This is a genomic window from Microbacterium saccharophilum (assembly GCF_007992455.1).
In the GTDB taxonomy this organism is placed as follows: domain Bacteria; phylum Actinomycetota; class Actinomycetes; order Actinomycetales; family Microbacteriaceae; genus Microbacterium; species Microbacterium saccharophilum.
In genome coordinates this window covers 19,730-46,307 of the sequence record NZ_BKAH01000017.1, presented here as the reverse complement: position 1 = coordinate 46,307, position 26,578 = coordinate 19,730, and the positions used below count along the sequence as shown (strand labels likewise).

28 protein-coding genes and 2 tRNA genes are annotated in these 26,578 nt (G+C 70.0%); 11 read left to right on the top strand and 19 right to left on the bottom strand.

The window, feature by feature from the left end; genetic code table 11:
• Window positions 1-17 precede the first annotated feature (17 nt).
• From MSA03_RS13190 to MSA03_RS13165, 6 genes are all read left to right on the top strand, one after another.
• Window positions 18-90, top strand: a tRNA-Lys gene (locus tag MSA03_RS13190).
• 20 nt (window positions 91-110) lie between these two features.
• Window positions 111-506 carry a hypothetical protein gene (locus tag MSA03_RS13185; RefSeq protein WP_147051355.1) on the top strand — a complete coding sequence of 132 codons (396 nt, stop codon included), beginning with the start codon at window positions 111-113 and terminating at the stop codon, window positions 504-506.
• Between the two features lie 23 nt (window positions 507-529).
• Window positions 530-817, top strand: coding sequence for a hypothetical protein (locus MSA03_RS13180; RefSeq protein WP_028494969.1), 288 nt, complete (start codon window positions 530-532; stop codon window positions 815-817).
• Window positions 818-904: 87 nt separating this feature from the next.
• Window positions 905-2,368 carry a protein adenylyltransferase SelO gene (locus MSA03_RS13175; protein ID WP_147051354.1) on the top strand — a complete coding sequence of 488 codons (1,464 nt, stop codon included), beginning with the start codon at window positions 905-907 and terminating at the stop codon, window positions 2,366-2,368.
• 68 nt (window positions 2,369-2,436) lie between these two features.
• Complete coding sequence (locus MSA03_RS13170) at window positions 2,437-2,904, top strand: gluconate 2-dehydrogenase subunit 3 family protein (protein WP_147051353.1); 468 nt, start codon at window positions 2,437-2,439, stop codon at window positions 2,902-2,904.
• Window positions 2,905-2,999: 95 nt separating this feature from the next.
• Window positions 3,000-3,206: a dodecin family protein gene (locus tag MSA03_RS13165; RefSeq protein WP_036272127.1), complete on the top strand. Its 207-nt coding sequence runs from the start codon at window positions 3,000-3,002 to the stop codon at window positions 3,204-3,206.
• A gap of 74 nt (window positions 3,207-3,280) precedes the next feature.
• On the opposite strand, the gene MSA03_RS13160 is transcribed toward MSA03_RS13165, so the two are convergent.
• Genes MSA03_RS13160 through MSA03_RS13140 form a run of 6 tightly spaced genes read right to left on the bottom strand, consistent with a single transcriptional unit; the run spans window position 3,281 to window position 8,109 of the window.
• Entirely contained in the window at window positions 3,281-3,652 is a 372-nt protein-coding gene (locus tag MSA03_RS13160; RefSeq protein WP_244946430.1) for a 2'-5' RNA ligase family protein, read from the bottom strand.
• Complete coding sequence (locus MSA03_RS14585; RefSeq protein WP_244946429.1) at window positions 3,649-3,786, bottom strand: hypothetical protein; 138 nt, start codon at window positions 3,784-3,786, stop codon at window positions 3,649-3,651. Before MSA03_RS14585 ends, MSA03_RS13160 begins: the two co-directional genes overlap by 4 nt.
• Before the next feature lie 19 nt (window positions 3,787-3,805).
• On the bottom strand, window positions 3,806-4,978 hold the full coding sequence (locus tag MSA03_RS13155) for a glycoside hydrolase family 1 protein (protein WP_147051352.1): 1,173 nt from the start codon (window positions 4,976-4,978) through the stop codon (window positions 3,806-3,808).
• A 20-nt stretch (window positions 4,979-4,998) separates the two neighbouring features.
• A complete protein-coding gene (locus tag MSA03_RS13150; protein WP_147051351.1) occupies window positions 4,999-5,889 on the bottom strand; it encodes a carbohydrate ABC transporter permease in 891 nt (296 codons plus the stop codon).
• Between the two features lies 1 nt (window position 5,890).
• Window positions 5,891-6,817 (bottom strand): carbohydrate ABC transporter permease, encoded by a 927-nt coding sequence (locus MSA03_RS13145; protein ID WP_147051350.1) that lies wholly within the window; start codon window positions 6,815-6,817, stop codon window positions 5,891-5,893.
• A 5-nt stretch (window positions 6,818-6,822) separates the two neighbouring features.
• The gene (locus tag MSA03_RS13140) at window positions 6,823-8,109 is read right to left on the bottom strand and encodes an extracellular solute-binding protein (RefSeq protein WP_147051349.1); all 1,287 of its coding nucleotides are present in this window, start codon (window positions 8,107-8,109) and stop codon (window positions 6,823-6,825) included.
• A gap of 115 nt (window positions 8,110-8,224) precedes the next feature.
• Between MSA03_RS13140 and MSA03_RS13135 the strand changes: the two genes are divergently transcribed.
• Window positions 8,225-9,046: a TetR/AcrR family transcriptional regulator gene (locus MSA03_RS13135; RefSeq protein WP_244946428.1), complete on the top strand. Its 822-nt coding sequence runs from the start codon at window positions 8,225-8,227 to the stop codon at window positions 9,044-9,046.
• Between the two features lie 8 nt (window positions 9,047-9,054).
• Here MSA03_RS13135 and MSA03_RS13130 read toward each other — a convergent pair whose 3' ends face one another.
• The 6 genes from MSA03_RS13130 to MSA03_RS13105 form a co-directional block, all read right to left on the bottom strand.
• On the bottom strand, window positions 9,055-9,549 hold the full coding sequence (locus MSA03_RS13130; RefSeq protein WP_147051348.1) for a CarD family transcriptional regulator: 495 nt from the start codon (window positions 9,547-9,549) through the stop codon (window positions 9,055-9,057).
• Window positions 9,550-9,784: 235 nt separating this feature from the next.
• Window positions 9,785-10,822 carry a TerC family protein gene (locus tag MSA03_RS13125; protein WP_147051347.1) on the bottom strand — a complete coding sequence of 346 codons (1,038 nt, stop codon included), beginning with the start codon at window positions 10,820-10,822 and terminating at the stop codon, window positions 9,785-9,787.
• 227 nt (window positions 10,823-11,049) lie between these two features.
• Window positions 11,050-11,625, bottom strand: coding sequence for a cation efflux transmembrane domain-containing protein (locus MSA03_RS13120; RefSeq protein WP_218028824.1), 576 nt, complete (start codon window positions 11,623-11,625; stop codon window positions 11,050-11,052).
• Between the two features lie 99 nt (window positions 11,626-11,724).
• Window positions 11,725-12,480, bottom strand: coding sequence for a DUF2510 domain-containing protein (locus MSA03_RS13115; RefSeq protein ID WP_147051345.1), 756 nt, complete (start codon window positions 12,478-12,480; stop codon window positions 11,725-11,727).
• A complete protein-coding gene (locus MSA03_RS13110) occupies window positions 12,477-13,055 on the bottom strand; it encodes an isochorismatase family protein (protein WP_147051344.1) in 579 nt (192 codons plus the stop codon). Before MSA03_RS13110 ends, MSA03_RS13115 begins: the two co-directional genes overlap by 4 nt.
• Entirely contained in the window at window positions 13,052-15,298 is a 2,247-nt protein-coding gene (locus MSA03_RS13105; RefSeq protein WP_147051343.1) for an MMPL family transporter, read from the bottom strand. Before MSA03_RS13105 ends, MSA03_RS13110 begins: the two co-directional genes overlap by 4 nt.
• Before the next feature lie 58 nt (window positions 15,299-15,356).
• On the opposite strand from MSA03_RS13105, the gene MSA03_RS13100 reads away from it, so the two are divergent.
• Entirely contained in the window at window positions 15,357-16,262 is a 906-nt protein-coding gene (locus MSA03_RS13100) for an EamA family transporter (protein ID WP_147051342.1), read from the top strand.
• 29 nt (window positions 16,263-16,291) lie between these two features.
• On the opposite strand, the gene MSA03_RS13095 is transcribed toward MSA03_RS13100, so the two are convergent.
• Both MSA03_RS13095 and MSA03_RS13090 read right to left on the bottom strand, forming a co-directional pair.
• Window positions 16,292-16,687, bottom strand: a complete 396-nt coding sequence (locus MSA03_RS13095; RefSeq protein ID WP_147051341.1) for a hypothetical protein — start codon at window positions 16,685-16,687, stop codon at window positions 16,292-16,294.
• Between the two features lie 4 nt (window positions 16,688-16,691).
• Window positions 16,692-16,764: transfer RNA gene (locus MSA03_RS13090), tRNA-Thr, on the bottom strand.
• A gap of 224 nt (window positions 16,765-16,988) precedes the next feature.
• On the opposite strand from MSA03_RS13090, the gene MSA03_RS13085 reads away from it, so the two are divergent.
• The 3 genes from MSA03_RS13085 (at window position 16,989) to MSA03_RS13075 (ending at window position 19,671) form a co-directional block, all read left to right on the top strand.
• On the top strand, window positions 16,989-17,891 hold the full coding sequence (locus MSA03_RS13085) for a MetQ/NlpA family ABC transporter substrate-binding protein (protein WP_028494953.1): 903 nt from the start codon (window positions 16,989-16,991) through the stop codon (window positions 17,889-17,891).
• Between the two features lie 87 nt (window positions 17,892-17,978).
• A complete protein-coding gene (locus tag MSA03_RS13080; protein ID WP_147051340.1) occupies window positions 17,979-19,019 on the top strand; it encodes a methionine ABC transporter ATP-binding protein in 1,041 nt (346 codons plus the stop codon).
• On the top strand, window positions 19,012-19,671 hold the full coding sequence (locus tag MSA03_RS13075) for an ABC transporter permease subunit (RefSeq protein ID WP_147051339.1): 660 nt from the start codon (window positions 19,012-19,014) through the stop codon (window positions 19,669-19,671). Before MSA03_RS13080 ends, MSA03_RS13075 begins: the two co-directional genes overlap by 8 nt.
• Before the next feature lie 34 nt (window positions 19,672-19,705).
• On the opposite strand, the gene MSA03_RS13070 is transcribed toward MSA03_RS13075, so the two are convergent.
• The 5 genes from MSA03_RS13070 to MSA03_RS13050 form a co-directional block, all read right to left on the bottom strand.
• Window positions 19,706-21,253, bottom strand: coding sequence for an alpha/beta hydrolase (locus tag MSA03_RS13070; protein ID WP_147051338.1), 1,548 nt, complete (start codon window positions 21,251-21,253; stop codon window positions 19,706-19,708).
• Window positions 21,250-22,407, bottom strand: coding sequence for a DNA polymerase III subunit delta' (locus MSA03_RS13065; protein ID WP_147051337.1), 1,158 nt, complete (start codon window positions 22,405-22,407; stop codon window positions 21,250-21,252). Before MSA03_RS13065 ends, MSA03_RS13070 begins: the two co-directional genes overlap by 4 nt.
• A 451-nt stretch (window positions 22,408-22,858) precedes the next feature.
• Window positions 22,859-23,479, bottom strand: coding sequence for a dTMP kinase (tmk, locus tag MSA03_RS13060; protein WP_147051336.1), 621 nt, complete (start codon window positions 23,477-23,479; stop codon window positions 22,859-22,861).
• Entirely contained in the window at window positions 23,476-26,139 is a 2,664-nt protein-coding gene (gene topA, locus MSA03_RS13055; RefSeq protein ID WP_028494947.1) for a type I DNA topoisomerase, read from the bottom strand. The genes tmk and topA overlap by 4 nt, the downstream gene beginning before the upstream one ends.
• Window positions 26,140-26,260: 121 nt before the next feature.
• The gene (locus MSA03_RS13050) at window positions 26,261-26,578 is read right to left on the bottom strand and encodes a helicase (protein WP_147051335.1); all 318 of its coding nucleotides are present in this window, start codon (window positions 26,576-26,578) and stop codon (window positions 26,261-26,263) included.

Here is a 26,578-nt window from a genome sequence, read left to right as displayed (position 1 = left end):
GCTAGGCTGGGTTCCGAGGGCCTCTAGCTCAGTCGGTAGAGCATCGGACTTTTAATCCGCGGGTCGTGGGTTCGAGCCCCACGGGGCCCACCCTCGTTACGGTGAGAGCCATGCCTTTCGCGCTCGCGCTCACCGTGATCCTCGCCCTCCTCGCCCTGTTCCAGCTGGCACTGATCCTCGGCGCTCCCCTGGGCCGGTTCGCGTGGGGCGGCCGGCACCGCGTCCTGCCTGCGCGTCTCCGCGTCGGCAGCGCGGTCTCGATCCTCATCTACGGACTCATCGGCCTCATCGCGTGGGACCGGGCGGGGGCCGTCGATGTCTTTCCGAAGCTGTTCTCCGAGGTCGCGATGTGGGTGATCTTCGCCTACTTCGTGCTCGGCATCCTGATGAACGCCATCTCTCGAAGCAAGCCGGAGCGCTACACGATGACGCTGGTCTCCCTCGCGCTCGCGGTCGTGTCTTTCCTCATCGCGATGGGAATGGGCGAGCTGGCGGTAGCCATCTGAGTACGGGTGGCTATTGTTGCGCCATGCCAACGGTGACGGACTGGATCTCGAGTATCGGCTCATTGATAGGCGCACTGACAGGCGTCGGAGCGCTGATCGTCGCGGTGTTGAGCTACCGGAAGTCGACGAAGGCGTTGGCCGCCGACGCGCAGACCAGAGGAGCCGTCGGCTCGACGCTGGATGCCGTCGAGGCTCTCGCGCGCCCCGGAGAGAACTTCATCCTGGGCCGCGACCGACCCGATGACCAGGAGAAGAGGGACGTGTTCGAGGCGGCGCTGACCGAGGCGCGGCGCCGACTCGAGGTCCCGTGACGAGCGCCGGACAGGTCCCCGTGAGACCGGGGCGCGGGGTTGCACTCGGCGGCCCCTCCAGGTCCGGTGCGGAGTTATGTTGTGGGGATGAGCGGCGTAGCGGAGGCAAGCGTGACTCTGGAGAGCCGGTTCGCTCGGGAGCTTCCGGAGCTGGCGGTGGCGTGGCGCGCGGAGGATCCCGTCGCGGCGCGGCTGCTCGTCCTGAATGAGCCGCTGGCCGCCGAGCTGGGTTGGGATTCGGTCTTTCTGCGCAGCGCCGACGGTGTGCGGGTCCTGACCGGCACCCTGGTTCCGGAGGGGGCGGCACCGGTGGCGCAGGCGTATGCCGGGCATCAGTTCGGCGGCTACTCCCCGGTGCTCGGCGATGGGCGGGCGCTCCTCCTCGGCGAGGTCGTCGACGCGCACGGCCGACTCCGCGACATCCACCTCAAAGGCTCCGGGCGTACCCCCTTCGCCCGCGCGGGCGACGGTCGGGCGGTGCTCGGCCCGATGCTGCGCGAATATCTGGTCAGCGAGGCGATGCACGCGCTGGGTGTGCCGACGACGCGTTCTCTGGCCGTGACCGCAACGGGACGCGAGGTCGCGCGGGAGACGCTGCTGCCGGGAGCCGTGCTGACCCGGGTGGCATCCAGTCACCTCCGCGTGGGCAGCTTCCAGTACGCGGCCTCGACCGGCGATGTGGAGCTGCTGCGCCGGCTGACGGCGCACGCGATCGACCGTCACTACCCGCTCCTGTCCGACGCGGACAATCCGGCGCTGGCCCTTCTCGATGCGGTCATCGCCGCCCAGGCGTCCCTGATCGCGCAGTGGATGCTGATCGGCTTCGTCCACGGCGTCATGAACACCGACAACATGACGATCTCGGGCGAGACGATCGACTACGGGCCGTGTGCGTTCATGGACGCGTTCGATCCCGCCGCCGTCTACAGCTCCATCGACACCGGCGGACGCTACGCCTTCGGCAATCAGCCGCTCGCGGCCGAATGGAACCTGGCGCGATTCGCGGAAGCCCTGCTCCCCGCCGTGCACGAGGAACCCGAGGCGGCGATCGCGCTCGCGCAGGAGTCACTCGCCGCGTTCCGTCAGCACTACAACGCCGCCTGGCTGGCCGGGATGCGGGCGAAGCTCGGACTGCGCGACCGGGCAGCCGACCCGGAGACCACGCCGCTGATCGAAGAGCTGATCGCCCTGATGGGGACCAGCCGCGTCGACTACACGTCGTTCTTCCGAGCTCTCCGCACAGCCGCCACCGGCGATGACCGAGCCGTCCGGGGGATGTTCCTCGATCTGGCAGGTTTCGACGCGTGGGCAGAGCGCTGGCGCGCGCTGGGTCCGGACCCCGACGCCATGGACGCCGTGAACCCGGCCTACATCCCCCGCAACCACCTCGTGGAGGAGGCGCTCGACGCCGCCGCCGCGGGTGACATGGGGTCCTTCGAGCGACTCCTCGGAGCCGTCACCGCCCCGTACGTCGAACGTCCGGGGCTCGAGCGTTACGCGGCGCCGGCACCGGAGTCCTTCGGCGCCTACCGCACATTCTGCGGAACCTGATCGGGGATGGGCCGGTGGATCACGCGCCCGGGCCGGCGTACGCTGACCCACACCGGCCGGGAGGGGCAGTGAAGAAGCGCCAGGCGCAGCGTGAGATCAGCGACGACGAGCAGATCGCCCGGTACGCCTATGTTCTGGGGAACGTCCCGACCGGTGTCGCCGACCGGGCGTACGCCGCCGCGTTCACGCGGCTCTCCCCCGCGCAGCAGGACGAGATCGTCGGCCAGCTGCGCGCCCGGCTCCCCGTGCCGCCGCAGGAACCGGCATCCGACGACCCGAACGCCTTCGCGCGACTCATGCGCAACCTGCACGCACGCGCCGCGCTGGTGGGCATTCCCCTTGCCCCTCGCCTCGCGGCGGAATTCGTCGCGAGCCCTCCGGTCGTCGCGTATTTCACCACCGGTGCGGGGTCGGTGACGCTGGACCAGCAGCCACCGTGGATCCACGCGCTTGCCGGGCACGAGACTGCGCCCCTCGATGGTGGAAGGATGCATCACCGTCGCGGACCGGACTCCGGCGGCGTCTGGATGGGCTGAGACCTCGCATACCCAGCACCGCAGGTGCGCCCCTTCCATCCGTGCGTGACCGCGGTCAGTATGGGCGTGTCGGCATCGAGCAAGGAGGGGTCGAGATGAGCGTTTATCGAGTGATCGAGGTCATCGGCACGAGTGCCTCGTCGTGGGAGGAGGCGGCCCGCGAAGCCATCACGACGGCCGCCGGATCGCTGCACGACCTGCGCGTGGCCGAGGTCACGAAGCAGGACGTCGTGGTGGGCGAGGACGGGGCGCTGCTGTTCCGGGCGCGGATCCAGCTCTCGTTCAAGTACGTTCCGGACTGAACGGTCTCACCGGTGCAAGAACCCTGCCGGCTGGGTGTGCCGCTGGCACGATGACGGGGTCACCATCCACCGGTTCACCCGATCGGCGTGACCTCACGCGTCGCCGAGTCCCACCGGCGCAGGGCGATGCCGGTACCCGCATGCGGCGGACCGACGAGCCGGAGCGCCTGATCGAGCGCATCGAGCCGCAGGCGTCTGGCCAGGGTGACATGCGGCGTCCACTCGCCGGGCTTCGTGTGTGCGGCATCGTCTCCTGGCAAGGCGGCAGCGTGCACGGCGCGGTGGAAGCTCAGCAGTTCCTCCGTCGGCACGATCCGCCGAGCCAGCACGCCGCGGTCGCCGTGCCGGAAGACGATGGGCTCGGCGAGCATCAGCGCGATCGGCAAGGCGGCGAGCGCAGCCTCGAACCGCGTCGGCGGCAGCGCAGGGCGCACCAGCAGCGTCACGTGCGGCCTGTTGCTCGGGGAGGTATGCCGCCCCGCACGGAGAGGCCGGCAGCCGCCAGGCGCTCCCACTCCACGCGCACGAGCTCCTCGGATTCGGGGTCCAGCAGCAGCTCGATGCTGACGATGCCGCTCATCACCCAAGACCGCGGCCGCTCAGTCGACTTCGACCGCATTCGCCTTCGCGACGCCCCCGAGCCACGCCAGGCTCGGCTTGGGACGCCGCGCGAACGTCTCGCGGTCCCACGCGATGAGGCCGAACGTGGGAGCGTACGACCCCCACTCGTAGTTGTCGAGCAGTGACCAGTGCAGGTAGCCGATCATGGGGAGCCCGGCGGCGATCTCGGCATGCAGGGCCTGCAGGGCGCCACGGGTGTAGTCGATGCGCCGGGCGTCATCGGCGGTCGCGATGCCGTTCTCGGAGACGAACACCGGCAGGCCGGTGATGTCATGCGCGAGCCGCGCAGCCTCGGCGATGGCCGGCGGGTAGTACTCCCAGCCGGTGAGGGTCTGCTCCACGTCATCCGGCGCAGGAAGCGGCCCGTCGAGCGTGATGCGCGTGCGCGTGTACGCCTGCACGCCGATGAAGTCGTCGCCGCGTGACGCCTCGAGGAAGATCGTCTCGCGCGGATACGCGTACGCCCGCAAGACTTCTTCGGCGCCGGGATCGGCGAAGAACTGCTGCGGCGCGACGGGCCAGCCGACGGGGCGGCCCGTCGTGCGCACGAGTTCCACGGCCCGGTGGTGGGCGGCGATGATGTGCTCCGTGACGACGGCATCCGGTTCGGGAAGGGCGCCGGCCTGGATCTGCTGGTTGCCCTCCTTGCCTGCGAAGATCATCGCGAGGATGTTGGGCTCGTTGATCGTGAACACGTGTGAGGCACTGTGCAGCAGCGGCAGCACGATCTCGACGAAGCGCGCGAAGCGATCGACGGATGCAGGGTTGCGCCAGCCGCCGTCATCGGCGAACCAGCGCGGGGTCGTGAAGTGGTAGATCGTGACGGCCGCGTTCACGCCGAGTTCGTGGCAGCAGTCGATGACGCGGCGATAGTGGTCGAGCGCCGCACGGGAGACCATCCCCTCCTCCGGCTCGATGCGCGACCACTCCAGCGAGAAGCGGTAGGTGTCCAGGCCCGCCTCGGCGAGGAGGGTGATGTCTTCCCGGTAGCGGTGGTAGCTGTCGGCGGCATCGCCGGAGGGCTCCGGGATGTCGGTGCCCGGGGCGACCTCGCGCGGCCACCAGTCGCTGTTCACGTTGCCCCCCTCGATCTGGTGGCCCGCGGTCGCGGCGCCCCACAGGAATCCGTCCGGGAAGGTGAGCGTGGTCATGGATGGGTCCTTGTCTGAGCTCACTTGAGCCCGGTCATGGCGATTCCCTGCACGAAGTAGCGCTGGAGGAAGAGGAACAGGATGAGGATCGGCGTGACGACGAGCACCGACCCGGCCATCAGCAGGCCGTAGAAGGTGCCGTTCGATCCGACCGAGTACAGCGACAGCGCGACCGGCAGGGTGTACATCTTCTCGGTCTGGGCCACCACGAGGGGCCACAGGAAGTTATTCCACGAGCCCAGGAAGGTGAGGATCGCGAGCGTCGCGATCGCCGGGCCGCACTGCGGCATGACGATGCGGAGGAAGATGCGGAACTCCCCCGCCCCGTCGATCCGCGCCGCCTCGAGCAGTGCGTCCGGGACGCCCATGATGAACTGCCGCATGAGGAAGACGCCCAGTGGACCGGCCAGGAACGGCAGGATCAGGGCCGGATAGGTGTCGACGCGCCCCATGTTGGCCACGAGGACGAACATCGGCACGAGAGTCACGACGCCCGGCACCATGAGCGTCAGCAGCACGAGGAGGAACAGCGCCTTCTTGCCGGGAAACTGCATCTTCGCGAGGGCGTACGCGACCATCGAGCAGAACGCGATGTTGCCGAGCACGACCACGAGAGCGACGAACACCGAGTTGAAGAAGAACTGCCCGTAGTCCAGCTGCGTCAGCCAACGCGAGTAGTTGTCGAGCGTCGCCTGCTCGGGCCACCACGTGATGGGGCGCTGCAGGAGCTCGCCCTGCGTCTTGAAGCTGCCGAGCAGCATCCAGATGAAGGGCATCAGGGTCACGATGAGCCCGATGGTCAGCGCGATGTACGTCGCGGCGCGCGACCAGGCGGGGCGGCGGCTGCGACCCGGCGGGCGGGTCTCCGCCGCCGCGGGCAGCGTGACGGGTGCGTTCGTGATGGTGGCCATGTCAGTTGTCCTTCGAGCGCAGCAGGCGGAACTGCACGGCCGAGAGCGCCGCGATGAAGGCGAACAGCACGTAGGCGGCAGCGGATGCCAGCGAGTAGTCGCCGTAGCCGAACTGGTTGTAGACGTAGTAGCTGATGGAGAGGGTCGAGTTCAGCGGCCCGCCCTGGGTCATGACGAACGGCTCCTCGAACACCTGCAGGAACCCGACCGACAGCAGGACGGCCCCGAGGAGGAGCGTCGGGCGCATGAGCGGCAGGGTGATGCCGGTGAACCTCCGCCACGATCCCGCGCCATCGACCTCGGCGGCTTCGTAGAGCTCCCGCGGCACGGCCTGGAGGCCGGCCAGGAAGATGATCATGAGCGTGCCCATGTTCCGCCAGACACCCATCGCGATGATCGAGGGCATGGCCCAGAACGGATCGTTGAGCCAGTCCGGGCCGTCGATGCCCACCCAGGAGAGGACGGTGTTCGCGAGGCCGGAGTCCTGCAGGATGAAGCGCCACACGACGGCGACCGCGACGATCGAGGTCACGACCGGCGTGTAATAGCCGACCCGGTAGACGCTCCGGAACTTCTCGATGCCCGAGTTGAGGGCGACGGCGAGGAGCAGCCCCGCCGCCATCGTCAGCGGGATGCCGACGATGACGAAGTAGAACGTGTTGAAGATCGACTTGACGAACAGCTCGTCCTGGAAAAGGGCGACGAAGTTGTCGAACCCGACGGGGTTGACGGAGAACGGTGTCCGCAGATCCTTCACACCGAGATCGGTGAACGACATCGCGAACGAGCCGATCAGCGGCCCCAGCATGAACACCGCGAAGATCGCGACGAACGGGAGGGCGAACAGCCAGGCCGCCACCGCGGTGCGGCGCCGCTGGGCGGCGAATCCTCCTCGCCGCCCAGCCGCGCTCGTCGACGCGAGCGCCATCGTGTTTACCAGCCCGTGCCGAGGGACTCGGCCTTGGCGATGATCGCCCCAGCCGCGTCCGCGGCACTGCTGCCGTTGGCGACCTTCTCGGCCTCGGTCTCGATGAAGGCCGACATCTCGTTCCAGCTCGGCACCGACGGCGGCGCGACGGTGTTCTCGAGCTGGTCGTTGAGCACCGTGAGGCGCGGGTCCGACGTGAACGGCTCCGCGTCCAGTGCAGAACTGACGGCGGGAAGGGCGTTCACCTGCTCGAACCAGGCCTGCTGCGTGTCGGCGTCGGACAGCCAGCGGATGAGCTTCCACGCGCCGTCCGCGTTCTCGGCATCCTCGAACACGCCGAGGTGTCCACCACCGAGGTAGGAGTCGTTGTTGTCGGCGCCGGCGGGCACAGGGGCCGTGCCGACGTTCGCGTCGACCCACTCGGGGGACTCCTGGTCACCGAGCACACCGATCATCCACGGACCGGAGATGAACGACGGATTCGACCCGTCGGCGAACGCCGCGGTCTGCGCATCGCCGTAGCCGGACATGGGTGCGAGGCCCTCGGTGAAGAACGAGGCGTAGTACTCCAGCGCGTCGGTCAGCGCTGCCTCATCCCAGGCGTAGGCGTCACCGTCGTCGTTCAGCACCTCGCCACCGGCCTGCGCGTAGAACGGCAGGATGACCTGGGTGGAGTCCTCCGCGTCGCCCATCGGCAGCTGGATGCCGTAGTCCGCGCCGTTGGCCTTCATCGCCTCACCGAACGCCGTGAGATCGTCCCATGTGGCGGGCGGCTCGACACCGGCTTTCTCGGCGAGATCCGTGCGATAGTACATGACACGGGTCTCCACGTACCACGGCACGGCGTACGCGGTGCCTTCGACGATGACAGACTCCGCGGCCGTCTCGTTGAGCGTGTCCTCGTCGACCACGCCGTCGGGGACCGGTGCGAGGCCCCCGGCGGCGACCATCGAGGGCAGCAGGGATGAGCCGATCATGATGGCATCCGGCACCGTGCCCGCGGCGACCGCGGTCTGGTACTTCGTCATGACGTCGGCCCACGGGATGTTGGTGACCGTGACGCTCGCATCCGGATTGTCTTCGATGAAGGCGTCCGCGAAGTCGCCGAGGTTCTCGCCCTCTTCGCCCATCGCCCAGATCGTGATCTCACCGGTGGCAGGTGCGTCGTCGATCGTGCCGGCCTCGGCGTCGCCGCCGGTGCCTGCGTCGTCTGCGCGGCCGCATCCGGACAGGGCCAGCATGCTCGCGATGCCGATCGCTCCGATCGCGACCGCTTTGCGTCCCATCTTCATGGGGTCCTCCTCATTGAGTGTGGCGGCTGCGCCACCCGGTCAAAGTAACCTAGCGACTGCTCGCTTAGTTTGTTCACCATAGACTCAGATCGAAACGCTCGCAAGGGAGTGGCGTATGACCGACGAACATCCACCGGCCGCGATGGCCGCGCGCACCGACCTCCGGAAGGTGCGAGGCGACAAACGGCGGACGAGGATCCTGTCGACGGCGGTCGAGGTCTTCGGCGAACAGGGGTACCGCGGTACCTCGCTGCGCGAGATCGCGCGCCGCGTCGGCATCTCCGACGCGGGGCTCCTGCACCACTTCGGCTCGAAGGTGGGGCTGCTGGCCGCCACCATCGCCGAGCGAGACGAGATGGATCGCGTGCGCCGCGAGGCATCAGAGGCCGCGGGGGTCGGATTCGTCGACACGATGCGCGACCAGGTCGCCCGCAACGCCCAGTCCCCCGGCCTCGTCGCCCTGCACGTCGTGCTGTCGGCGGAGGCGACGGATCCGCAGCATCCGGCTCATGAGTCGTTCCGCGAGCGATACCGGCAGATCCGCCACCAGGATGACGCGTCCTTCTCCCGTCTGCAGGACAGCGGCGAGATGCGTCGCGACCTCGACCCGCGCCGCGTCGGTCAGCTCGTCACGGCCATGATGGACGGCCTGCAGCTGCAGTGGCTCCTGGACCCCGACGCCGTCGACATGGTGGGGTTGTTCGAGGACTTCCTGCACCTGCTCGAGATCCCCGCGCCGGGGCACGGAGTCCACGAACGAAGGGATCGCGCCATGACGTCCGAATCGCACCACGAGCACCACGTCCCTGCGCCCGGCGAGCCGACGGTTCCGGAGCTCGAGGAGGACGAGAGCGTCGCTCCTCGGCCCGAAGAGGAGATCGCGGACATCCTCCGGGCCGAGCCCGATGTCGCGGACCACAGCGGGTCCGCGCCCTGACCGCGCCCTCAGGCCGCTGCTGCGCCCTCCACCTGGACCGCGTGCAGCATGCCTTCCGCCTCGTCGATCGGGATGCCGAGCGACAGCGACACCTCGACGGCGATGGGCCTGCGAGCTTCGCGCAGCATGTCGCGCTCGGCTTGCGAGAGCCCCTTGGATTCGAGTCGTCGCGTGAGGTCGCGGGCGATCGCGGCGTGCGTGAAGATGTCGCCGGTGCGCAGCCGCTCACGGTTCTCCTTGAAGCGCCGGGACCACTGAGCGACCTCGGGGCCGGACGGCGCCCGCACGACGGCGAGCAGCGCCTCGATCTCCTCGGGCGACATCACCGCCCGCAACCCGACGGCATCGGCCCGGTCGACGGGCACGCTCACGATGAGCTTCGAGTCGAGGACAGCGAGTTCGAGGTAGGCGACCGATGTGTTGCGCACCGTCCGGTGGACGATGGCGCGAACGACGGCGGGGCCGTGATGGGGGTGTACGATCGTCTGGCCTTGGGTGAACATGCGTGAGGTCCCTCGTAGTGCGCGTGAGCGCCTTACTCGACATCTGCGGCTGGACAGGGACAGTCTCCTGACCTTGCCTCGACGGTCGACCCGCCATCCACCACCTGCGTGGCGGGAACTGTCGGAATCCGATCACGACGAGCACGCCGGTGATGGTCCGGGCGGGCACGCGGATGCGTCGTTCCCGCAAGGGCGGGGGGGGTCGACATCCGCGAGCGCGGCAGCATCCATTGTCTCATTTCCGGTGCCGGCTTCGTAAGTCGGACGCATCACGGGACTGGTCCGTCAGCGCATCCTCCGGCTCGCGAAGGCGGTCCCCGCGGGTCTTGACGAGGCTGGAAGCGGTGGCCACGGCGACGGTCGCGGCGATGAAGAGCAGCGACAGCCAGATCGGGATCTCGGGGATCACCGTGATCGGCTCGCCGCCGTTGATGAACGGCAGCTCGTTCTTGTGCAGGGCGTGGATGAGGAGCTTCACGCCGATGAACGCCAGGATGACGGCGAGTCCCTGCGCGAGGTACACGAGCCGCTCTAGCAGACCGCCGATCAGGAAGTAGAGCTGCCGGAGACCCATGAGCGCGAAGGCGTTGGCGGTGAAGACGATGTACGCCTCGTTCGTGAGGCCGTAGATCGCCGGGATCGAGTCGACGGCGAAGATGAGGTCGACGAACCCGATCGCGACGATCACGAGCAGCATCGGAGTGACGAACCGCCGCCCGTCCCGGGCGATGGTCAGCCGGTCGCCGTCGTACTCGTCGCTCACCGGCAGCACCCGCCGAACGGCGCGCATGAACCGGCCCTCCGCCGGGTTGGCGTCGCCATGCGCGAACGCCTGGCGGTAGGCGAGGAAGAGCAGCAGCGCCCCGAACGCGTAGAAGACCCAGGAGAAGTTCTCGATGAGGGCGGCACCGACCGCGATGAAGAGGCCGCGCATGATGAGCGCGATGACGATCCCGATCATCAGCACCTTCTGCTGGTAGATCTTCGGCACCGCGAAGCTCGCCATGACGATGAGGAAGACGAAGAGGTTGTCGATCGACAGGGCCTTCTCGGTCAGGTAGCCGGCGAAGTACTCACCGCCGTACGTCCACCCCGACGCCATGCCGACGCCGACACCGAACAGCAGCGCGAGACCGATGTAGAAGGCCGACCAGCGCGCCGCCTCGCCGATGCTCGGCTCGTGCGGCTTGCGCACATGCGCGAAGAACTCATAGACGAAGAACGCGATGGTGACCGCGATCGTGATGACCCAGATGAGCGGAGTGATGTTCATGGGGAGTGTCCTGACGTCGGCGTGAGCGGATCAGCGCCAAGGTCTTCTCCATCCTCGTGACCGAGGACCGGTGACCCGGAATGCGATGTGCATCCGTAGTGACGGGCCGACCGTGCCGGAGTACTCCCCCTGGAATGCCGGCAACGATACGGGATCCTCCGATGCGCTCGCTGAGAGGTCCCCGAGCGTCACCCGGGCGGCGCGGATCGCGGCCGAGACGCGCGGGGTCAGGGTGCGGGATCGACCTCGCGTCGTGCGGCGTTCCAGACCGCGCGGGCCGCATCGGCATTGAGGATGCCGATCGCGACCCCGGCGATGATGTCGAGCCATCCGGTGGCGAACCAGATCGTGAGGAGGCCCACGGCGATGATCGCGACGTTCGCGAACGCGTCGTTGCGGGCGGACAGCCACGCGGCTTTCGTGAGACTTCCGCTGTGGTGGCGGTGGCGCACCAGCAGCAGGGCGGCGGTGAGGTTCACGATGAGCGCTCCCGCAGCCGTGAGAGTGAGCGGGAGCGGCGCGGGCGGATACGGGTCGAAGGCCTTCGCGACCGCCGCCCAGACGGTGGCGACGGCGGGGATGAGGATCACGAACGCGAGCACGGATCCGACGGTGCGGCGGCGTGCGGCGCTCCACGGCAGCGCCGCGTAGATCAGCAGGTTGATCAGGGCGTCCTCGAGGAAGTCGACGCTGTCGGCGAAGAGCGACACGGAGCCGATCGCGATGGCGACAGCGAACTCCACGGAGAAGTACGCGAGGTTGAGGAGGGCCACGGTCAGCACGACGCGGCGAAGTGTGTGCACCTGCCCATCCTCGCACCGGCCACCGGACGGGCTCGGAGGCGAGGCGTGCGGCGAATCCGCCGGAGCGCCGACCATCCCCCGGTGACCGGCGGGTGCCGGTCAGCTGACCGGGATGCGCTCGATCAGCTGCTGCGTGAAGGTGATGCTCCACACGGTGATGACGACGAAGCCGAGCACGGTCACGCCGATCCACACCCACAGTGCCGTGAGGCCCTTACCGGTCTCCCGCTTCAGGACGACCGTGCGGCCGATGACGTAGACGCCGATGGACACCATGAGGGCGAAGAAGGCGAACGCCCAGTGGAAGGGCTTCTCGACGCCGCGCTTGCGGAGTTCGCGCCAGTCGAGCCACGCGAACAGGATGGACAACCCCAGGAAGACGTACGACAGCAGCGTGATCAGCAGGATGCCGCCGACCCAGCTCACCATGGCGCTGCCGGCATCGGCCGACGGGCGCCCGGACATCTCCACCATGACGTCGAGGTAGCCATCCCAGTCCATGAGGAAGATCGTGAACATCGGCAGCGTGCCGGCGATGATCGCGAGGTAGATCCAGATGGTGTCGGTCGCGGCACCCGGCGCGGACGGGCCGGTGCGCGCCACCGCGGGTGCGGCGCTGGGCCACGGCGTCACGGACGGCGCCGGCGCCTGCTGAGCGTACGACGGTGCGGGCGTCTGCACGGGGTAGGCAGGTGCGACGTCCACCGCCGGCACCGCGTCCGCCACCGGCGCGGCGCTTGCCGCGGGAGTCCCCGCCGGCGCGGTCTGCTGACCCCAATACGACCCATCCCACCAGCGCACGCGCGACGGGTCGGTCGGGTCGGGGTACCACCCGGGGGCCACCTGAGGACTCATCGGGCACTCTCCTGCAGTTCGGCACCCGCGTGGGCGAGTTCGGCGAGGGCGGCATCGCTGGTCTCCGGGGCGACGCCGGCGACCAGGTCGGTGAGGATGCGGACGTGCCGGCCGTGCTCGATGGCATCCATCGCGGTGGCCTTCACGCAGTAGTCCGTCGCGATCCCCACGACGTCCACGTCGACGACGCCGTGCGCGGCGAGCAGGTCGCCGACGGCCTCACCGGCATCCGTCACCCCTTCGAAGAGGGAGTAGGCGGGCTTGCCCTGCCCCTTCCTCACGTGGTGGGTGACGGCGGAGGTGTCCAGGCCCGGGTCGTACGCGGCGCCGTCGGTGTCGGCGACGCAGTGCACGGGCCAGGTCCCGGCGAAGTCGGGCTCTGCGGAGAAGTGCCCGCCGTTGTCCGAGTCCGCGTCGTGCCAGTCCCGCGAGGCCACGATGAGGGCGTACTCCCCCGCATGATCCTTCAGGTAGGACGTGATGCCCTCGGCCACGGCGTCACCGCCGTCGACGCCGAGGGCACCGCCCTCCGTGAAGTCGTTCTGCACATCGACGATGAACAGCGCTCTGGTCATTCTTCGAGCGTACGCCGGTACTCCGCGCGGGTCATCTCCTCCGGCTCGTCGCTCGCTGCGACGGTGTCTTCGTCGCCGGCGAAGCGCGACAGCTTCGAGGGCCACCAGATCTTCCGGCCGATGTCGTACGACAGGGCCGGCACGAGCAGCGAGCGCACGACGAACGTGTCGAGCAGCACGCCGAACGCGACGATGAACGCCAGCTGCGCGAGGAACAGGATCGGGATGACCCCGAGGGCCGCGAACGTCGCCGCCAGGACGAGCCCGGCGGAGGTGATGACGCCGCCGGTCGCGACGAGTCCGCGCAGGATGCCGGACCGTGTTCCGTGCTTGAGCGACTCCTCGCGCACCCGTGACATGAGGAAGATGTTGTAGTCGATGCCGAGGGCGACGAGGAACACGAATCCGTACAGCGGGACGGCGGGGTCACCGCCCGGGAACTGGAACACGTTGTTGAAGACCAGGGCGCTCACCCCCAGCGCCGCGCCGAACGACACGATGACGCTGAGGATCAGGATCACCGGTGCCACGATCGCGCGGAGCAGCAGCATGAGGATGATCAGCACCACGACGAGGATCACCGGGATGATCACCGTCCGGTCGCGGATCGACGTGTCGTTGGTGTCGAGATCGACCGCGGTCGTGCCGCCGGTCAGCGCGACGCCGTCGCCGAGTTCGCCCGCGAACGCCTCGCGGAGGTCGCGGATGGTCTGCTCGGCCTCGAGGGAGTCCGCCTCGTCGGCGAGGGTGACGGCCAGGAGCACGTCCCCGTCGGAGACGGTGGGCTCGGGCGCGGGGGTTCCGGGAGGGCCGAAGGCCGTGAGCACGGCCACGCCGTCCTGCAGCTCGATGGGCGCCTGACCGGTCGGGGAGTCCTCGGAGACGGCGGCGACGGAGTCGACGCCGTCCGCGTCGTCCAGCACGGTGACGGCATCCGTGAGGCGATCTTCCTCGACGATGACGTAGGCCGGGCTGCCGGAGCCGGCCGGGAAGTGCTCGGCGAGCACCTTCTGGCCGTCGCGGGCCTCGGAGGTGCCGAGGACGAGTTCGCTCGCCGGCACGCCGTCGGCCTTGAGCTGGAAGGCGCCGGCCGCCATCACGAGCAGCACGAGCGTGGAGACGATCCACACCGGGCGGGAGTGCCGCGCGACCAGGCGTGCCTGGCGGGCCCAGAACCCCTTGACCGGCTGGGTGAAGTCCTTCGGCAGCACCACGCCCGCCGTCTTCGGGATGAAGGGCCAGAACGCGGCGCGCCCCGTCAGCGCCATCAGCGCCGGGAGGAAGGTGAGCGCAGACAGCATCGAGAAGGCGATGCCGATGGAGGCGATGGGCCCCAGCGCGCGGTTGCTGGCGAGGTCGCTCAGCAGCAGGCAGAGGAGGCCGGCGATGACGGTGCCGCCGGAGGCGAGGATGGGCTCGAACGCGCCCTTCCAGGCCGCGACCGTGGCATCCCATCGACGGAGCCCTCCCCCGATCGCCTCCCGGAAGCGGGCGACGTACAGGAGCGCGTAGTCGGTGGCGGCGCCGATCACGAGGATGAACAGGATGCCCTGGACCTGACCGTTGAGCACGACGATGTCGGCCTTCGCGAGCCACCACACCGTCAGCAGCGCGACGCAGAGCGCGAACAGCGAGGTCATGAGGACGAGGACGGGCAGCAGCGGCGACCGGTAGACGATGACGAGGATGACGAAGACGGCACCGAGCGCCACGATCAGGAGCAGCCCGTCGATACCCGTGAAGCCCTCGACGAGGTCGGCGGTGAAGCCGGCGGGCCCGGTGACCCAGCCTTCGAGACCAGCGGGGACGTTCTCCTGCACGAGTTCGCGCACCTCGGTGACGAGGTCGCCGATCTCGCCGGAGGAGTCCAGCGGCACGAAGATCTGCACCGCTTCGCCGTCCTCCGACGGGATGGGGGGCGAGATCTCGCCGACGCCGTCGATGCCGCCGATCTCCTCCGCGAGGGTGGCGAGCTCGGCGAGCTGGTCGGCGTCGAGCTCCTCGTCCCCGGAGATCACGACGAGGGCGGGGATCGTGTCGCCGCCGGTGAAGTCGGACAGTCGCTCCTGCACCTGTGTCGCCTCGGCGCTGGAGGGGAGGAAGGTGGACTGGTCGTTCGTGGCGACTTCGCTGACCTTCCCGAAGTACGGTCCGCCGATCGCACCGCCCGCGGTCCAGATGAGGACCAGGAGCAGGGGGATGCCGATCCGCAGCCAACGGGACGGTTTCAGGTGCTTCGCCATATTGCTAGCTTATCTAGCAATCTCGGCTCTTGCCAATCGGCTCTAGGCTGGCGCCATCATGATCGCCGCCCTCCTCGCCCTCGTAGGGGCTCTCGTCTACGGGGCGGCGGACTTCCTCGGCGGCCTCGCGGCGCGACGTGTCCGACCTGTCGCGGTGACGGCGGTCTCCGCCCTCTCCGGCCTCCTCCTGCTCGCGCTGGCATATCCGGTGCTCGGCGGGGCGTGGTCGTCGGAGGACGCCCTGTGGGGTGCGCTGTCCGGCGTGACCGGGGCCGCCGCCATCGGCCTCCTCTACGCCTGCCTCGCGATCGGGCCGATGAGCATCCTCTCCCCCGTCACCGCCGTGGTCTCCGCGATCGCGCCGATGCTGTGGGGAATCCTCATCGGCGGGGAGCGACTGACGCGCATCGGCTACGCCGGGCTCGCTCTGGCCCTCATCGCCGTCGTGCTCGTCGCGTTCCTGCCCGGTGAGGCCATCGCCCGCCCGAGCGCACGGGGACTCGTCATGGCGGTCGGCTCCGGCCTGTCGATCGGCGCGTTCCTCATCCTCATCGACCAGACGAGTCAGGCGAGCGGCGTCGTGCCGCTGCTGCTGAACCGTGGCGTCAACGTCCTCATCACCGGCACCATCGTCGTGATCGCGGTGGTCGCCGCACGGCGGGGCGGCGTGCGGGCCGGCGCCGCACTCGGGTCGGCACGCGGCGGTGCCGGGCGAGGGATGATGGCGGGCCGGGCGTGGACGATCGCCCTGGCGTGCGGACTCGTCGACGCCACCGCGAACGTGCTGCTGCTCCTCGCCCTCCGCTCCGACGGCGATCTCGCCGTCGTCGCCGCCCTCACTGCGCTGTACCCGGCGGGGACGGTGCTGCTCGCCGCGATCGTGCTCGGGGAGCGCATCGCGCGCATCCAGTGGGTCGGGCTCACCCTGGCGCTCGCGGCCGGCGCGCTGCTCGCGATCGGCTGACCCGCGGCGCACCGATCCGCCGTCTCGGGTCAGCCGCGCGCGAAGAGCAGGATCCAGGATGTCGCGAGCGACACCACCCCGAGTGCCAGCATGCTCGCCGCTGCCCACGCGACGGCGCGGAACCCCGGTGCGCGCCGCGTGAGCCGCATCCGTCCCCGCCAGCCGTGGCGATACCAGATCGGCGCGCGATCGGCGCCGACGAGGTGCTGCGCCTCCGCGGGTGAGGGGTGCGCGGCGTTGGCATCCCCGTCGGCGTCGAACCATCGGACGACGGTGCCGTCGTCCTCGTGATCGACGAGGGCGTCGGCGGGCAGCCAGGTCCCGTCCGCCGCCCACAGGATGACGGCGACGACGCCCAGGAGAAGGCCTGCGCCGAAGCCGAGCCACGAGAAGACCTCGAGCACGATGTCGAGGGCGGTGTCCATTCGGAGCCACCTAAGGGAATCGAACCCTTGACCTATTCATTACGAGTGAATCGCTCTGCCGTCTGAGCTAAGGTGGCGCGCTTCGCTTGCACGATGCACGATCAACGATCTTACAGTGTTCCCCGGGGCGCCGCGAACCACCCGGCGGACCATCCCGGTGTCGGACTGTTACGCCCGAATAGCCGTCGCATCGCGGTCGACGTACGGTCGTTGAGGCACCGCGACGAGGCGAGTCGCGGTCGGCCGATCCCCCCGGCATCTCCGCGCCGACGTGGTGCCCTGAACCTCCAAGGAGCACCACATGTCCAAGAAGTCGCTGTCCGCAGCAGCCCTCCTCCTCCCCCTCGCACTCGCGCTCGGCGCCTGCGCCGGCACGTCCTCCGCCGCCGACGGCGCGGATGACGCCGAGACCACGGGCCCCGTCCGCATCGGCGTCGTCGGCGCGGGCGACCCGTACTGGGAGCTGTATACCGAGGCTGCCGCGGAAGAGGGCATCGAGGTCGAGATCGTCGACTTCACCTCCTACGACCAGCCGAACCCGGCCGTCTCGGCGGGCGAACTGGACCTCAATCAGTTCCAGCACATCATCTACCTCGCCACCTACAACGTCGCCGCCGACGACGACCTGCAGCCGATCGGCGCCACGGCGATCTACCCGCTGGGCCTGTACTCGACGAAGTACGACGACGTCGCCGACATCCCCGAGGGCGAGACCATCGCGGTCCCGAACGACGAGTCCAACCAGGCGCGCGCGCTGCTGGTGCTGCAGTCCGCCGGGCTCATCGAGCTCGAGGACGGCGGGTCGATCTTCTCGACCGTCGCCGACATCGACGCCGACGCGTCGACCGTCAAGGTCGAGGCCGTGGACGCGGACTTCACCGCGTCGTCGCTGCCGGACTTCGCCGGCGCCATCGTCAACAACGACTTCGTGACGAAGTCGGGCCTCACCGAGGACGAGCTGCTGGCGCAGGACGACCCGTCCGACCCGGCCGCGTTCCCGTACATCAACATCTTCGCCGCGAAGGCGGAGGACGCCGAGAACCCGACGTACCTCAAGCTCGTCGAGATCTTCCAGGAGACCCAGTCCGTCCAGGACGGCGTGCTCGAGGTCTCCGGCGGCACCGCGGTCCTCGTGAAGACCCCGGTCGCCGACCTCGTCGCCTCGCTGAACGACGTGCAGGACGACATCCGCGCGAAGCAGTAAGACCCCTTCGTGTGCGGCCCGGTCCTGTGACCGGGCCGCACACGCGTTCCCGCCGTACCCCGCTCGCAGCACTGTCGAGGAGCAGCCATGACGCTCATCCGCCTGACCGGCGTGACGAAGACCTTCCCGCCCGCCGGCAAGGATGCCGCGCCCGTCACCGCCGTCGACGACGTGTCGCTCGCCGTCGAGGCGGGCGAGATCTGCGGCATCATCGGCTATTCCGGTGCGGGCAAGAGCACCGTGCTGCGGCTCGTCAACGCACTGGAGACGCCGACCGCGGGCGCCGTCGAGATCGACGGGACCGACATCACCCGGTTGCGCGAACGCGACCTGCGCCGGCTCCGCGGCGACATCGGCATGATCTTCCAGCAGTTCAACCTCTTCGACTCGCGCACCGTCGCCGGCAACGTCGCCTATCCGCTCGAAGTGGCGGGGCGCCCGCGCGCCGAGATCCGCGCCCGCGTCGAGGAGCTCCTGCGCTTCGTGGGCCTCGCCGACAAGGCCCGGAGCCACCCCGAGCAGCTCTCCGGCGGCCAGAAGCAGCGCGTCGGCATCGCCCGCGCCCTCGCGACGAGCCCGCGCATCCTCCTCGCCGACGAGGCCACGAGCGCCCTCGACCCCGACACGACACAGGAGGTACTCGCTCTCCTGAAGCGGGTCAACGTCGAGTTCGGCATCACGATCCTCGTCATCACGCACGAGATGGAGGTGATCCGCAGCATCGCGGACCGCGTCGTCGTGATGGAGCGCGGGCGCGTGATCGAAGAAGGGGCCGTGTTCGACATCCTCGCGTCGCCGCAGCATCCCGCGACCCGCCGCTTCGTCGCCAGCATCATCGAGGAGGTGCCGGTCGGGGCGCAGCTGCAGACGCTGCGGGAGCGCCACCCCGGCCGCATCGTCACCTTCCGGGTGCGCGACGGCGAGGGCGCGCAGGGCGATGTGTTCGCGGCGCTCGCCGCGGAGGGCGTGCGCTTCGAGGTCGTGCACGGCGGCATCAACGACATCCGCGGACGCGTGTTCGGGCATCTGACGCTCGGCCTCTCCGGCCCACCGGAGGCCGTACAGCGCGCCATCGACGCGGCATCCGCCTTCGCCCCCCTGCACGAAGAGGAGGCCGTCCATGGATAGGCTCATCGACTTGCTGCCCGAGCTCTGGGCGGCCACCGCCGAGACGCTCTACGTCGCCTCGCTCGCCCTCGTGCTGGGCGGCCTCGGCGGCCTCGTGCTCGGGATGGCGCTGTACGCCACGCGGGCCGGGAGCCTGTTCCCGAACAAGGTCGTCTTCGGCATCCTGAACGTCCTCGTCAACACGATCCGCCCGATCCCGTTCATCATCCTGCTCGCCGCGGTGCAGCCGCTGGCGCGGGGGGTCGGCATCCCCGGCATCGGCGTGACCTTCGGGATCTTCGCCATCACGATCGCGTCCCTCTTCGCGATCAGCCGCATCGTCGAGCAGAACCTCCTCACCGTGCGTCCCGGCGTCATCGAGGCGGCACGCGCCGCCGGGGCGAGCCGCTCGCGGATCCTCTTCCGCCTCGTCCCGCGGGAGGCCCTCGGCCCGCTCGTGCTCGGGTACACCTTCGTCGTCGTGGCGCTCGTGGACATGACCGCGATGGCCGGTGCCGTCGCGGCCGGCGGCCTCGGCGAGTTCGCCATCGTCTACGGGTTCAAGCAGTTCAACCCGTGGGTCACGTGGGCGGCCGTGCTCATCATCATCGTGATCGTGCAGGGCGTGCAGTTCTTCGGCAACGCGCTGGCCCGGCGGGTCCTGCGGCGGTAACGCCCGCCCTCGCGGCGCGGTCGCGCACGGGCCGTCAGCGGCAGACGAGGCCGTCCGTCGGCACCGTGCCCTCGAGCAGGTAGGTCTCGACGGCGTCGTCGACGCAGTCGTTGCCCTTGTTGAAGCCGGTGTGCCCCTCCCCTTCACGGGTGACGAGGACGCCGGAGGCGAGCTGCTCGGCCAGGGACATCGACCATGCGTACGGCGTCGCGGGGTCGTTCGTCGTGCCGAGGACGACGATGGGCGCGGCGCCCTCGGCGGCGATGGGCCCGCGGGTCCCGGTCGGCGGGTAGGGCCACACCTCGCACGCGTCGACACCGGTCCAGTAGGGCGCGATCGTCGGCGCCTTCTCGGCGATGAGCGCCTCGGCCGCCGCCTCGGCGCCCGCGTCGGTCTCGAGCGGGTAGTCCATGCAGTTGTAGGCGCGGAACGCCTCGGTGGAATTGTCCTCGTACCCGGACTCGCTGCGGTTGTAGTAGAAGTCGGCGAGGAAGAAGGCGAGCTCGGGGTCGCCGCTCAGCGCCTGGCCGAGGGCCTGGCTGAGATAGCTCCAGCTGTCCTGGGAGTACAGCGCCGCGATGATGCCGGTCATGAGCGAGTCCGCTCCCAGCATCCGCCCGTCCCCGTTGCGCAGCGGTGTCTTGTCGACGCCGGCGAGCAGCGTGCCGAGGTCGGCCATCGCGTCATCGACGGTGCCGCGGAACGGGCACTCGCGCTGGCTGAGGCAGTCGGCCATGTACGCGCGCAGCGCGGACTCGAAGCCGATGGCTTGGGTCGTGCCGACGTCGAGGCCGGATACCGACGGGTCGATCGCCCCGTCGAGCACGAGACGGCCGACGCGGTCGGGGTACAGCTGCGCGTACGTGGCGCCGAGGAATGTGCCGTACGAGTAGCCGAGGTATGTCAGCTTGTCGTCGCCGAGGACCGCGCGCAGCAGGTCCATGTCGCGGGCGGCGTTGACGGTGGTGATGAACGGCAGGATGCCGTCGCTGCCGGCCTCGCAGGCCGCGGCGAACTCCTCGTTGCGCTGCGTGAGCTCCGCCTCCCAGGCGGCGCTGCCCCGCGGGTCGGCGGGGATGTCGAAGAGGTAGGCGTCCATGGCGTCGGCGTCGAAGCAGGTGACCGCGGTGGAGCGCCCGACACCGCGCGGGTCGAAGCCGACGACGTCGAAGGCGTCTGCGAGCGTGTCGCCCACCGCGAAGACGGCGGAGTCGGCGACGAGGTCGTACCCGCTCGCGCCGGGCCCGCCCGGGTTGGTCAGCAGGGATGCCGCCGCTTCGCCGCTGCCGGCGCTCCGGACGATGACGGCGAGCTCGAGCTCACCGGCATCCGGAGCCGACCAGTCCAGCGGCGCCGTGACGGTCGTGCAGTGGTAGCTTCCCTCGTCGGCGCCCTCGCACGGGGTCCAGTCGAGTTCCTGCCCGTAGAACGGGAGCAGGTCTGCCGCGATGCCCTCCGTGCTCGGGGTGCGGGCCGGGGCGGGGGTGTCGTCGGTGTCGCCGCGGATCACGCACGCGGTGAGGGTCGTGCCCGCCACGACGAGGGCGACGAAGGCGGCGAGGGCGCGGGCTCGGCGGTTCACGGGGTCCTTCCGCTCGCGACGGTCACGAGCATGCTCTCGAGGGCCAGCGCGGGTGCGGCGTTGCCCTCGAGATTCGTCCGGGTGGTGGAGATCTGGTCCAGCACGGTGAGCGTGCGCCGCGACGTCCACGCCTTCGCGAGGGCGGCGAGGTCGTCGGCGATCTCCCGGTTGATGAGGTCGGCGTCGGGGCGCAGCTGCAGCATGAGCGTGTCGCGGTACATCGATTCCAGGTCGGTGAGCACGCGGTCGATGCCGTCGCGGAGACTCCGCGTGGCGCGACGCTTCTGGTCGTCCTCGAGGGCGTTCAGCTGGCCGCGGACGGCCGGCGGCACGGCCGCACCGGGCGCGATGCCGAGGGTGCGGAGCAGCGACTCGCGCTCGGCCTCGTCGCGTTCGGCGGTGAGCGCCTTGGCGTCGTCGGTGGCGAGGGCGACGATGCGCGCGGCGACCTCGACGGCGTCGCCGACCCCCCGGACGCGGAGGACGGCGCGCAGCGTCTCGTCGCGGCGGGCACGGGCATCGGCGTCGGTCGCGAGGCGCTGCGCCATCCCGATGTGGCGCTGCGCGAGCCGGGCGGACTGCTCGGCCGTGACCTCGTCGACGCCCGTGCGGGCCACGATGAGCCGGGCGACGTCGTCGACATCGGGCTCGCGGAGGCGGAGGATGCGGACGCGGGAGCGGATCGTCGGGAGGAGGTCGGCGTCGCTCGGCGCGCAGAGGATCCAGACGGTGCCCTCCGGCGGCTCTTCGAGGGCTTTCAGCAGGACGTTGCTGGTGCGCTCGACCATGCGGTCGGCATCCTCCATGACGATCACCCGGTGGCGACCCAGCGACGGCGAGAAGTAGGAGCGCTCGACGAGGGCGCGGGCGTCCTTGATGGAGATGATGACGCCCTCGGTGCGCAGCGCCGTGAGGTCGGGGTGCGTGCCCGCGAGGACCTGCCGCATGGCGTTGTCGTCGCCGGGCTCGGCGATGAGCGCGGCCGCGAACGCGTAGGCGAGGGTCGACCGGCCGGAGCCCGGCGGGCCGGTGATGAGCCACGCGTGCGCGAGCTGGGTGGGGTCGTCGGCGGCGGCTTGGAGTTGGGCGACCGCGGCGTCCTGACCCCACACGTCGGTCCACGGCAGGTCGTGGACGAGGGGGGCGGACTCCATGCCGACCAGCCTAGGCGCTGGTACCGACCCCGCCGCGCCTGCGCTCGCCTGTGCAGGAGGCTTCGGGGGCGGTTCCGGGCCCGGGCTCAGGATGGCTCGGTGGTCTCTTCATCCGCGCCGAAGTGCGGGTGTGTCCGACGCGGACCCGCCATTCGGCGCGGATGAACATCGGCCGGGCAGCGGCCTCCCGCATCCCCACCCTTCGCCCGCGCCGAAGTGCGGGTGCGGGACCCGCGGACCCGCCATTCGGCGCGGATGAAGATCGGCCCTGCGCTTCGCCCGCGCCGAAGTGCGGGTGCGGGGCCCGCGGACCCGCGATTCGGCGCGGATGAAGATCGGCCGGGCAGCGGCCTCCCGCATCCCCACCCTTCGCCCGTGCCGAAGTGCGGGTGCGGGCCCCACGGACCCGCGATTCGCCGCGGATGAACGTGGCGCCCCGCCCGGCGCCGGCTCAGCGCAGGGCGCCGGCGACGCGGTCGCGGACGGCGGCGGCGATCTCCTCGACGGGAAGCGACGCGTCGAGCACGAGGAACCGCTCCGGTTCGGATGCCGCCAGCTCGAGGAACGCCGCACGCACGCGCTCGTGGAACTCGGCCTTCTCGGCCTCGAGCCGGTCGAAGGGCTTGTCGGCAGCATCCAATCGCGCCCGCGCGGCGGCGGGATCCAGGTCGAGCAGCACGGTGACGTCCGGCAGCGCGCCGCCGGTCGCCCACAGCGACAGGTCCCGGACCTCGCCGGCATCCAGCACCCGCCCCGCGCCCTGATAGGCGACCGAGGAGTCGAGGTAGCGGTCCTGGATCACGACGTCGCCCCGCTCCAGCGCCGGCCGCACGAGCGTCGCGACGTGGTGTGCGCGGTCGGCGGCATACAGCAGCGCCTCGGCGCGGGGCGCGATGTCGCCGCGGTGGTGCAGGACGATGTCGCGGATCAGCACGCCGACGTCGGTGCCGCCGGGCTCGCGGGTGCGCACGACGGTGCGTCCCTGCTCGCTGAGCCACTGCTCGAGGAGCGCGGCCTGGGTCGTCTTGCCCGACCCGTCACCGCCCTCGAACGTGATCCAGAGGCCGGTCACTTCTTCGCGGCGGGCTTGCGGGCCGGCGCCTTGCGGGTCGTCGTGCGCTTGGGGGCGGGACCCTTGGCGCGCTTGTCGGCGAGCATCTGCACGGCGATCTCGAACGTGATGTCGTCGGGCATCTGACCCCGCGGGATCGTGACGTTCGTCGTCCCGTCGGTGACGTACGCGCCGAACCGGCCGTCCTTGATCTTGATCGGCTTGCCGCTGACCGGGTCGGCCTCGAACTCCTTGAGGGCGCTGGACGCGGCGCGGTTGCCGTACTTCGGCTGCTTGTAGATCTCGAGCGCCTGCTCCAGCGAGATCTCGAAGATGAGGTCCTCGCTGCCGATGTTCCGGGAGTCCGTCCCCTTCTTCAGGTACGGGCCGTAGGGGCCGTTCTGCGCCGTGATGACGTCGCCGGTCTCCGGGTCGGTGCCGACGGTGCGGGGCAGCGCGAACAGCTTCAGCGCGGTCTCGAGGTCGATGGTGTCGGGCGACATGCTCTTGAACAGCGAGGCGCGGCGGGGCTTGGGAGCGGCATCCTTCTTCGCACCGCGCTTCTTCGGCGCATCCTCGGCAGGCGCCTCCGTCTCCGGGAGCACCTCCTCGAGGTACGGGCCGTAGCGGCCGTCCTTCACGACGATGTCGCGTCCGGTGTCCGGGTTCTGTCCCAGCACGCGGTCGCCGGCGACCGGCGCATCGATGAGCTCGCGCGCCTTCTCCGGCGTGAGCTCGTCCGGAGCGAGGTCCTCCGGCACGTTGACGCGGCGCGGGGTCTCCTCGTCGCCGGGCACCTCGAGGTAGGGGCCGTACTTGCCGAACCGCAGCGTCGCGACGTCGCCGATGGGCGTCGAGTTGATCTCGCGGGCGTCGATGTCGCCGAGGTTGTCGACGATGTTGCGGAGCCCCCGGTGGTCGTCCGAGCCGAAGTAGAACTCGCGCAGCCACGCCGCACGATCCTGCTCGCCGCGGGCGATGGCATCCAGGTCGTCTTCGAGCGCGGCGGTAAAGTCGTAGTCGACGAGTTCGCTGAAGTGCTCCTCGAGGAGGCGGATGACGCTGAACGCCAGCCAGCTCGGCACGAGCGCCTGGCCGCGCTTGCTGACGTAGCCGCGGTCGAGGATCACGTCGATGATGCTCGCGAAGGTCGAGGGACGGCCGATGCCCTTCTCCTCGAGCGCCTTGACGAGCGACGCCTCCGTGTAGCGGGGCTTCGGGCTCGTCGCGTGGCCCTTGGGCTCGATGTCGCGCAGACGCAGCTCATCGCCGACCGCGACGATGGGGAGGGACTGGTCCTCCGCCTTGTCGGCGTCGCCGCGCTTCTCGTCGCGGCCCTCCTCGTACGCCTCGAGGAAGCCCTTGAAGGTGTAGACGGTGCCGGATGCCGTGAAGGTCGCGACCTGCGTGCCGGCCTGTGCGTCGAGCGTGACGGTCGTGGTCTCGTACTTGGCGTCGGACATCTGGCTCGCGACGGTGCGCTTCCAGATGAGGTCGTACAGTCGCAGCTCGTCGCGGTCGAGACCGGATGCCACGGACGCGGGCGTCCGGAAGCTCTCGCCCGAGGGGCGGATCGCCTCGTGCGCCTCCTGCGCGTTCTTGCTGTTGTTGCGGTAGCTGCGCGGGTTCGCGGGGACGGCCTTGTCGCCGTACAGCGCGACGGCCTGCTCGCGCGCCGCCGTGACGGCCTGCGCCGACAGCGCCGTCGAGTCGGTGCGCATATACGTGATGTAGCCCTTCTCGTAGAGCCGCTGCGCGACGCCCATGGCGTGCTTGGCGCTCATCGAGAGCTTGCGACCGGCCTCCTGCTGGAGGGTCGACGTGGTGAACGGGGGCTTGGGGCTGCGGGATCCGGGCTTCGCCTCGACCGAGACGACCGTCGCGGTGCCGGCGGCTTCGAGGGCCGCGGCGAGGGCGCGGGCCTGCTCCTCGGTGACGACGACGACGGCCTTCTTCAGCTGACCGGCGTCGTCGAAGTCGGTGCCGCGTGCGAGCGGCGCGCCGTCGAGGCGGGCGAGGCGGGTCGAGAAGGCCTCGGCGTCCTTCGCGGCGACGGCCTCGACGTCCCAGTACGAGGCGGACACGAACGCCATGCGCTCGCGCTCGCGGTCGACGACGAGGCGCGTCGCGGCGGACTGCACGCGCCCGGCGGATGTGCCCTGGCCGACCTTGCGCCGGGTGACGTCGGAGACGTCCCAGCCGTAGAGACGGTCGAGGATGCGGCGGGTCTCCTGCGCGTCGACGAGGGCGAGGTCGAGCTCGCGGGTGTTGTCGACGGCGGCACGGATCGCATCCTTGGTGATCTCGTGGAACACCATGCGCTTGACGGGGACCTTGGGCTTGAGCGCCTCGAGCAGGTGCCACGCGATGGCTTCGCCCTCGCGGTCCTCATCGGTGGCGAGCAGGAGTTCGTCGGCGGTCTTGAGCGCGCGCTTGAGCTCGGCGACCGTCTTCTTGCCGCGATCGCTCTCCACATAGAGAGGGGTGAAGTCGTTCTCGATGTCGATGGAGTACTTGCCCACCGACGTCTTCTTCAACTCGGCCGGGATGTCCTTCTTATTGGCCAGGTCACGGATGTGACCGACCGAGCTGAGCACCTCGTACCCGTCGCCCAGGTATCCCTGGATCGACTTCATCTTCGTCGGGGACTCGACGATGACGAGCTTCTTGCCGTCTGCCACGGGCCGTCCTTTCTCCGAAGCACACCATACACACCGCACGAGCAGGAGAATCCTGGGAGCATCGCGGCTGTGCACTTACGGCGGGTGCCGCGCGGCAGGCGCGGCGGGGGCCGCGCGGGCGTCACGGCGGCGGCCCCGCGCGGGCCCGGCCGCGCGCCGTGAACACCCCGACGGGCACCGTCACCTCCACCGTCGCGATGAGCCCGTCCACCGCGCAGACCGCGACCGAGGCCCCGTGCCGCGCGGCGATCTCGGCCGCCCGGTCGCACGGCACCCCGACGGCGGCGCCGGATGCCGCGTCGGCGGCGGCGAGCGCGGAGGCGTCCGCTGCAGCGGCCGCACGGATGCTGCGGCTCGCGGCCACACCGACGCCCGTGTAGCCGACGGCGAGGGTCGCGGTGACGGCGAGAGCGCCGACGGCGAGGCTCAGTCCGCTCAT